Annotated in this window: 10 protein-coding genes; 1 reads left to right on the top strand and 9 read right to left on the bottom strand. The window is 29.1% G+C overall.

Features of this window, described 5'->3' with window-relative positions:
• Positions 1 to 78: 78 nt before the first annotated feature.
• The 6 genes from I4U58_RS11250 to modA form a co-directional block, all read right to left on the bottom strand.
• Complete coding sequence (locus tag I4U58_RS11250) at positions 79 to 891, bottom strand: class I SAM-dependent methyltransferase (protein WP_195931441.1); 813 nt, start codon at positions 889 to 891, stop codon at positions 79 to 81.
• A 132-nt stretch (positions 892 to 1,023) separates the two neighbouring features.
• Complete coding sequence (locus tag I4U58_RS11245) at positions 1,024 to 1,524, bottom strand: gamma carbonic anhydrase family protein (protein ID WP_195931440.1); 501 nt, start codon at positions 1,522 to 1,524, stop codon at positions 1,024 to 1,026.
• A gap of 21 nt (positions 1,525 to 1,545) precedes the next feature.
• Entirely contained in the window at positions 1,546 to 2,913 is a 1,368-nt protein-coding gene (gene scfB, locus I4U58_RS11240; RefSeq protein WP_207743876.1) for a thioether cross-link-forming SCIFF peptide maturase, read from the bottom strand.
• Positions 2,914 to 3,096: 183 nt separating this feature from the next.
• Positions 3,097 to 4,158 carry an ATP-binding cassette domain-containing protein gene (locus I4U58_RS11235; RefSeq protein WP_195931439.1) on the bottom strand — a complete coding sequence of 354 codons (1,062 nt, stop codon included), beginning with the start codon at positions 4,156 to 4,158 and terminating at the stop codon, positions 3,097 to 3,099.
• Between the two features lie 2 nt (positions 4,159 to 4,160).
• Complete coding sequence (modB, locus tag I4U58_RS11230; RefSeq protein WP_195931438.1) at positions 4,161 to 4,853, bottom strand: molybdate ABC transporter permease subunit; 693 nt, start codon at positions 4,851 to 4,853, stop codon at positions 4,161 to 4,163.
• Positions 4,854 to 4,985: 132 nt separating this feature from the next.
• Positions 4,986 to 5,819, bottom strand: a complete 834-nt coding sequence (gene modA / locus I4U58_RS11225; RefSeq protein WP_195931437.1) for a molybdate ABC transporter substrate-binding protein — start codon at positions 5,817 to 5,819, stop codon at positions 4,986 to 4,988.
• 275 nt (positions 5,820 to 6,094) lie between these two features.
• Between modA and I4U58_RS11220 the strand changes: the two genes are divergently transcribed.
• The gene (locus I4U58_RS11220) at positions 6,095 to 7,054 is read left to right on the top strand and encodes a helix-turn-helix transcriptional regulator (protein WP_195931436.1); all 960 of its coding nucleotides are present in this window, start codon (positions 6,095 to 6,097) and stop codon (positions 7,052 to 7,054) included.
• 78 nt (positions 7,055 to 7,132) lie between these two features.
• Here I4U58_RS11220 and scfA read toward each other — a convergent pair whose 3' ends face one another.
• The 3 genes from scfA to yajC all read right to left on the bottom strand — a co-directional run bounded on the left by scfA (position 7,133) and on the right by yajC (position 8,066).
• Positions 7,133 to 7,276 (bottom strand): six-cysteine ranthipeptide SCIFF, encoded by a 144-nt coding sequence (gene scfA / locus I4U58_RS11215; protein WP_007286268.1) that lies wholly within the window; start codon positions 7,274 to 7,276, stop codon positions 7,133 to 7,135.
• An 89-nt stretch (positions 7,277 to 7,365) separates the two neighbouring features.
• Entirely contained in the window at positions 7,366 to 7,725 is a 360-nt protein-coding gene (locus I4U58_RS11210; protein WP_195931435.1) for a TIGR04086 family membrane protein, read from the bottom strand.
• Between the two features lie 59 nt (positions 7,726 to 7,784).
• Positions 7,785 to 8,066, bottom strand: a complete 282-nt coding sequence (yajC, locus tag I4U58_RS11205; protein WP_195931434.1) for a preprotein translocase subunit YajC — start codon at positions 8,064 to 8,066, stop codon at positions 7,785 to 7,787.
• Positions 8,067 to 8,109 lie beyond the last annotated feature (43 nt).

The raw sequence follows: 8,109 nt of genomic DNA, 5'->3' as shown, positions 1-8,109 counted from the left end.
ATTTTTTTACATACTTCTATACCGTTAACTCTAGGCATCATTATATCTAAAACTAATAAATCTATTTCATAATTTGTTTTACTTTTTCCAATATACTACCGCTTTTTTAGCTTTTATTTTTTCATATACTACACCATTTTGGCTTATATCTTTTAAGTATTGTTTTACTTTTTTTTCTTGGATATTATCTATATCATACTTAGCTTTGCATCTATTTATATATACTTCATATGCATTTTCAAGTGTTCTTTCGCTGTCCCAGCTTTGATCTATATATTCTACATTAGGGTAATATCCATTTTCCCATAGTATATTGAATACATACAAAACGCTCTTTTCTGATTTACTTTCTTGTTTATTAATCCCTAATATTTTATCTATTTCATCTGTAACTGAATCTGACCTTCTCGTACCAGAACAAAATATCCCGGCATTTTTGCTACAATCTATAAACTTTTTAAATGTATCATAATTGCATATCGCAGGTGTCATACAAGCTATTACTAAGTCAAATTGATGAATCATCCCTTCTTTTTTTATATCTAATTTGGACCAATCATCACATCTAAATTCTATATTTGTCTTTTCATATTCTTTTGCCCTTTTTTGTGCAGATTCAATCATCTTTGGCGACAAATCAGTTCCAACAATTTTGAAACAGTCGTCTGATAATGCTATAGAATATTTTCCTGCTCCACATCCAACATCTAATATAGTCCCTTTTTTGTCTATTAAATTATTTTCTTTTATTATCTGTATAAATATCTCTTTTTTTACTTCTTCTAAATCATAACTCCCAAAATAATCTGCCTTTGCATTCCACAGTTTTACTGCAGCATCATCATTAGCATTTTCATATTTCCAATTTTCTTTAATACTCTCAATAAACATAATATATTCCCCCTAAAAAAAATGGATACAACATTGCTTATTGATTAATGTCGTATCCATTTATATTTTATATAATAATTTTAGCTTAAATTTATTTAAAATTACAACATATACTATTTATAAATCTCAAATTTATTTATGTCTTTGAGCATTTTTATAATAGTCATCTGCTGATTTTATTAAACTTTGTTTTTCTTCATCAGTCAATTCTCTGACAACTTTTGCTGGAGAACCCATTATAAGAACGCCATCTGGGAATTTTTTATTTTGTGTAACTAAAGCCCCAGCAGCTATCATGCAGTATTCTCCTATTTCTGCACCATTTAGAACTATTGCACCCATACCTACAAGACTGTTATTACCGATTTTACATCCATGCACTAATGCGTTATGACCTACTGTTACATTATCACCTATAACAGTGTCTACATCCCATCCTACATGAATTACAGTACCATCTTGTATATTAGTATTTTCACCTATTCTTATAGCATGTTCATCACCTCTAAGAACAGTGTTATACCATATGCTTGAATTTTTACCTATTTTGACATCACCTATTATGTCCGCACTTTCTGCAACAAAAACAGATTCGTCAATCTCAGGCATAATTCCATCAAATTCTTTAATCATTTGCATTCGCCCCTTTAAATATTAATTTCCTTCTAACATTAATTTGGCTTGAATCATTATAGCACATTCAGTACGTTTCTTTTGCATTTCACATCCAAGTTTATAAGGAACTTTTATGTCATTGTTGAAGTTGATTGCATTTGCATGACATCCACCTGAACAATAGAATTTGTTCCAACAGTTTCTACATTCATCTTTAGCATAAACGTGAGCTTCTCTGAACATATTTGTTACTTCTTGTGGTAATTCTATTTTTTCTTCTAATATATTTCCTAATTTGAAGTCTTCATTTCCTACGAATTGATGACATGGATATATATCACCTGATGGAGTTATTGCTAGGTATTCATTACCTGCACCACAACCAGTTATTCTTTTTATAACACAAGGTCCTTGATTTAAGTCTATCATAAAGTGGAAGAATGTGAAACCTTCGTCTTTTAATTTCATATCTGCATATTGAACTGCTAATTTCTCATATTCTTCAAATACTTTTGGAAGATCTTCTTCTCTTAATGCATAAGGATTTTCTTCTTCTCCAACAACTGGCTCTACAGATGTTAATTTGAATCCTTCATTTGCAAAGTGAAGTACGTCTTCTGAGAAATCTAAGTTATCTCTAGTGAATGTACCTCTTATGTAGTAGTATTTGTCTTTTGGTCTTTCAGATACTAATTTTTTGAATTTAGGAGCTATTATATCATAACTTCCTTTGTTATTTACTGTAGGTCTCATGTTGTCGTTTACTTCTTTTCTACCGTCTAAACTAAGAACTACATTGTGCATATTTTCGTTTATGTATTTTATTTTTTCGTCGTCTAATAAAACACCATTTGTTGTTATTGTGAATCTTATATTTTTTCCACGAGCTTTTTCAGCTTCTCTTCCGTACTCAACAAGTTGTTTAACAACGTCGAAGTTCATTAGTGGCTCTCCACCGAAAAAGTCTATTTCTAGGTTTCTTCTATTTCCTGAATTAGCTATTAAGTAATCTATTGCCGCTTTACCAACTTCAAAGTTCATTATTTCTTTTGCTCCACCGAAGTCACCTTGTGATGCGAAACAATATTTACATCTTAAGTTACAATCGTGTGAAACGTGTAAACATAAAGCTTTTACAACTTTTTGTCTATTTACAAAGTTTGGATTAAATTCGTATGTATCTGTTGTGAATAATAATCCTTCTTCTTTTAAACTAGTTATTTCATCATATGCTTCATCTATTTGTTCTGCTGTGAATTTATCTTCTAACTTAGCTATTATTTCTTCTTTTGTATTTTCTTCATATAAATCAACTAATTCATATGCAACATCATCTAATATATGTACGCTTCCTCCATCTACGTCTAATACCATATTGTATCCGTTCATAGAAAACTTATGTATCATGTCTATTTCCTCCTAAAGTTAAGTTTTGTCTATTTTTTACACAAAATTTATTATAACTTTTTAAGATGATGTAATCAAGTTATACACGACTTTATTTATCGAAATATAAATATATTTAAAACAAAAACTCTCTCGCAATTATGTGAGAGAGTCTTTGTAATACTTTTTCTTATGGGTGTTTGTTTAAAAATCAAAAACAGAGTTTTTTTCAAATTTAACTCTAATTTTTTGTCCAACTTTAACTTTTTCTATATTTTTATCAACTTCCATTTGTAATGAAAGATTGTTTTCATTGTCACAATTTTTTATATGTATATTGTAAGTAAATGAATTTTCTATTACTTTTACAACAGTCATTTCAAATATATTTTCACCATCTTCTATATCTTGTGAATTATCTTCAACAACTTTCATATGATGTGCTCTTATTCCAATATGTTTAGAATTTTCGTTGACACCTTTTTCTATTTTACAGTTAAATCCCCAATCTTTGGCAAATACTGTATCTGTATTAATTATATCACAAGATGATATGTTTTTGCATCCTGTTATAACAGCTTCTGTCATACAACTTGGATGTACGAACAACTCATTCTTTGTTCTTTTTGGTAATGAAAGCCCATTATCAAATACTATTATATCATCACTTATTCTATAGGCCTCTGATATATCATGAGTTACAAATAATACATTTCCATCAAAGTCTTTTAATATTTCACATAATTCATTTTCCATATTACTTCTAAGATGATAATCTAATGCTGAAAATGGCTCATCTAATATTAATATATCTGGATTTAAACATAATGCTCTAGCTAGTGCTATTCTTTGTTGTTGTCCTCCTGACAATTGCCATGGGTATCTATCTTCAAATCCTTCTAATCTGAACTTCTTAAGATATTTTTTAGTTATTTCATCTTTTTCTTCCTTAGATAACTTTTCTATCCCCAACTGTATATTTTGTTTAACTGACATATGTGGGAATAGTGCATAGTTTTGGAATAAAAACCCTATATTTCTCTGTTGAGGCGTTAGGTTTATCTTTTTTTCTGAATCAAAAAACACCTTTCCATTTGAAATTATTTTTCCTTTATCAGGTTTTACAATACCTGCAATACATCTTAGCGTCATACTTTTTCCGCATCCAGATTGACCTAATAATCCAACTATCCCATCTTCTTGCTCAAATTTAACTTTTAATTTAAAGGAGCCTAGATCTTTTTCTATATCAACATATAAAGACATTTCTATTTACCTCCTCTACTTCTTTTTCCAACAAGGTCTTGCTGTTTATCAGACCAAAAGTTTAATACTAATATCATAACTACAGAAATAGCCACAATTGTCGCTACCCATAACATAGCTCCCTTATAATTCATTGCTTGCACTTGGAAGAATATCGCAAGTGGCATAGTTTGAGTTTTTCCTGGTATATTACCAGCCATCATTAATGTAGCTCCAAATTCTCCCAATGCTCTTGCAAAAGATAATACTACTCCACCGATTATTCCTGGCCAAGCAAGAGGTACCGAAATCTTATAAAAGATTTTCCACTTACTCATTCCTAATGTTTTTGCCGCTGCAATTAAATTATCGTCAATTTGTTCAAAAGCTGAACGTGATGATCTATACATCATTGGGAATGCTACTACAACAGCCGAAATTACTGTTGCTGTCCATGTAAATATTAAGTTTATATCAAACTGTAATAAGAACTTCCCTGCTGGTCCATTTTTACCAAAGAAAATAAGTAAAAAGAACCCTAAAACAGTAGGAGGAAGAACAAGCGGTAATGTAAATATACTATCGATTATTCCCCTCCATTTCCCTTTATAGTTTGCAACTAAATAAGCTGTTCCTATTCCTAAAAAAAATGTTATTACTGTTGCCAGTAAAGATGTTTTAACGGAAATCCAAAGAGGTGTTAAACCTGCATCCATCTTATTCTTCCTCCTCTTAAATTTTATAATCTTCTCTATTTATTAATAACCTATAAATGACGCAAATGCATCATCTATAGGTTATGTCATTTAAAATCATTATTTTTAATTTATAATATCTATAATTTAAAACTATTTAGCTTTTTTGAATCCATATTTTTCTAATATAGCTTGTCCTGCATCACTTAATAAGAAATCTTCAAATTGTTTAGCAGCATCTGATTGTTTGCTATCTTTAAGAACAGCTATTGGGTAAGCTATTTCTGAGTGAGTATCTTCGTCAGTAGTTAAAACTACATCTACATCATCTACTCCATGAGCATCACTTAAGTAAACAAAACCAACTTGTGCAGCACCTTGTTGTACATAAGATAAAACTTGTTTAACGTCTTTACCTAAAACTAATTTGCTTTGTACTGCATCATATAATTTAGTATTATCTAAAACTTCTTTAGCGTATTTACCAGCTGGAACACTTTCTGGATCTCCTATAGCTATTTTTGTTATAGAATCAGATTTTAAATCATCTAATGAATCTATTTTTTCACCTTTAGCAGCTACTAATACTAAATCATTTATTAATAAAGTTTTTACATCGTCTTTATTTATTGTTCCGTCTTCAACTAATGCATCCATTTGTTTTGCACCTGCAGATATAAATACATCACATTCTGCACCTTCTTGTATTTGTTGCATTAATGTTCCTGAAGAACCTAAGTTAACTGTTAATTTTACATCTGGATTTACTTGTTTGAATTCTTTTTCTATTTCTACCATTGCTTCTTGTAATGAAGCTGCTGCAGATATTTTTAATTCTATTTCTTTTCCTGATGATTTTGAAGATGATGCATCACTTGATGCACCTGAAGATGAGCTAGAAGATGATGAACTTCCGCTATTGCTGCATCCTACTGCACCTAACATTAAGCATAATGCTAGTGATAAAACTCCGAATTTCTTTTTCATAATTGAAATTTCCCCCTACCTTATAATTGTTCGTCACAACTAAACATGTTATAACATTACTAGTTTGTATATTTTTGTTATGTTTTATAATGTTTTACCATTTTTAATTATGTTTATTCTTATTGTATAATGTTTTCTCTTTTTTTTCAACTTTTTTAGACAAAATTTACCTTATTTTTTTCTGCTTTTCGACCAAAAATGATGTTAATAGTATAATTTTTAGATATACATAATTAAACAAATATTATAAAATATTACATAAGGAGGCTGATATTATGGATTCAACATCATTAACGCCATTAGAAGTTGCGGAATTATTAAAAATAACAAAAAATACAGTTTATGAGTTAATAAAAAGAGGTGAACTTCCAGCTTATAAAGTAGGAAAAAAACTTCGTATTGATAAAGAAGATATCAATAATTATATAAATAATCAAAAAAAAGGTAGTTCATCACCTCAAACTAAACATTCAAAACAAGAAATCCTTGCAAATGATATAGCTATAGATAAGGACATGAATATAGACGATAAAAACATTATAATTTGTGGTCAAGATATGATTTTAGATATTTTAGGTAGAAATATTGAAAGTCGTCTTCCATCTATAAAATCATACAGATCTTATATGGGAAGTTATAATGGTCTAATTAATTTATACACTAATAAAGCATCTATTGCCTCAGCTCATCTATGGGACTGGGAAACTTCAGAATATAATATTGATTTTGTTAAGAAATTACTTCCTGGAATTCCATGCACAATAATCAACTTGACATATAGAATTCAAGGTTTTTATGTTCAAAAAGGGAATCCTAAAAATATAAAGGGATGGGACGATTTAAAAAGAAATGATTTAAATTATATAAACAGAGAAATTGGATGCGGTGTCAGAGTTTTATTAGACGGCAAATTACGTGAACTAAATATTCCTTCTAATAAGATTAATGGTTATAACTGTGAAGAAAACTCTCACTTAGCTGTTGCAAGTGCTATTGCAAGAGGTAAAGGTGATTTTGGTTTAGGTATAGAAAAAGTCGCTAAGCAAATAGATAATATTGATTTTATTCCTCTACAAAGGGAACGATATGATTTAGTTATAAAAACTGAAAATCTAGAAAATCCAATTTATAAAGAAATTTTAAACATTATTAATTCAGATGAATTCAAAGATGAATTGGTAGGACTTGGTGGTTATGATTTAAAAGATACGGGAAGAATAATAGCAGAAACATAACCCACCTTTAACTTTTAAAAAGGGAATTGAACGGTAACTCAAATCACCATTCAATTCCCTTTGTATTTTATGTAGATACTATCTTTCACATTCTTGGTTAGCAACTGTACAAGAAGTCTTGCAAGCTGATTGACAAGAAGTTTGACATTCTCCACATCCACCTTTAGCAGCACTTTCTTTTAAAGTAGCTTGAGATAAAGTTTTTATATGTTTTTTAGCCATGTCGAATTTCCTCCTAATCTTTTGTTTGTATGTATAATTTTATAACACTTGAATAATTATAACATATATTCCATATATTTAAAAATATTTTAGAAATTAACTCCTATAATTCCTCCAATTCCACCGGCTACAGTCGTTAATATTACACTATATAGCATACTTATCTCAAAAGAAAAATTTTCTTTTGCTAAGAAAACTAATACTATTAAAAATACTATATAAAGCAATCCTTCAAGTAATCCATATAACAACCCTTTTTCTTTTATTTGTTTACAAGCATAAAATCCACCAAATGCAGCACCAAAAGTTGTAATAATGGATACTATTAATCCCATACTATCTGAAGACATCTTTGTAAAAGTTAATAATGCATTGTAAATTAAAATTACAATTAGAGTAAAGATATATGCATATCCCAATCCTTTAAAAATACTTATCGCTTTATTCATAAAAAAACCTCCCTTCTTAAATAAATATATTTAAGAGGAAGGTTTTAAATTCCTAATTATTATTTACTTTCTTTTTTTGATTGAACGCTACCTATAGCCCATTTTTGTATTGGCATTTTAGTTCTGCTTGGTCCAAATTCTATAACTATAGTTTCTTCTTCAACTTTTGCTATGTTAGCTACTATACCACCTATAGTTACTATAGTATCTCCAACAGCTAAAGAATCTCTCATTTCTTTTAATTCTTTATCTTTTTTCTTTTGTGGTCTTATAAATAAGAAGTAGAATATTGCAAATAAAGCAATTATATACACAATTGACCATACTAATTGTTGATTCATTTTATTTTCTCCTTTAACTTTTATTTAAAAATATTTATTATTA

Source organism: Clostridium sp. 1001270J_160509_D11 (assembly GCF_015667935.1).
Taxonomy (GTDB): Bacteria; Bacillota; Clostridia; order Peptostreptococcales; family Peptostreptococcaceae; genus Intestinibacter.
This window is presented reverse-complemented; position numbering and strand designations above follow the sequence as displayed.

Coding starts and splice junctions, on each gene's coding strand:
- I4U58_RS11250 (WP_195931441.1), bottom strand. CDS start 891: ATGTTTATTGAGAGTATTAAAGAAAATTGGAAATATGAAAATGCTAAT.
- I4U58_RS11245 (WP_195931440.1), bottom strand. CDS start 1,524: ATGATTAAAGAATTTGATGGAATTATGCCTGAGATTGACGAATCTGTT.
- scfB (WP_207743876.1), bottom strand. CDS start 2,913: ATGATACATAAGTTTTCTATGAACGGATACAATATGGTATTAGACGTA.
- I4U58_RS11235 (WP_195931439.1), bottom strand. CDS start 4,158: ATGTCTTTATATGTTGATATAGAAAAAGATCTAGGCTCCTTTAAATTA.
- modB (WP_195931438.1), bottom strand. CDS start 4,853: ATGGATGCAGGTTTAACACCTCTTTGGATTTCCGTTAAAACATCTTTA.
- modA (WP_195931437.1), bottom strand. CDS start 5,819: ATGAAAAAGAAATTCGGAGTTTTATCACTAGCATTATGCTTAATGTTA.
- I4U58_RS11220 (WP_195931436.1), top strand. CDS start 6,095: ATGGATTCAACATCATTAACGCCATTAGAAGTTGCGGAATTATTAAAA.
- scfA (WP_007286268.1), bottom strand. CDS start 7,276: ATGGCTAAAAAACATATAAAAACTTTATCTCAAGCTACTTTAAAAGAA.
- I4U58_RS11210 (WP_195931435.1), bottom strand. CDS start 7,725: ATGAATAAAGCGATAAGTATTTTTAAAGGATTGGGATATGCATATATC.
- yajC (WP_195931434.1), bottom strand. CDS start 8,066: ATGAATCAACAATTAGTATGGTCAATTGTGTATATAATTGCTTTATTT.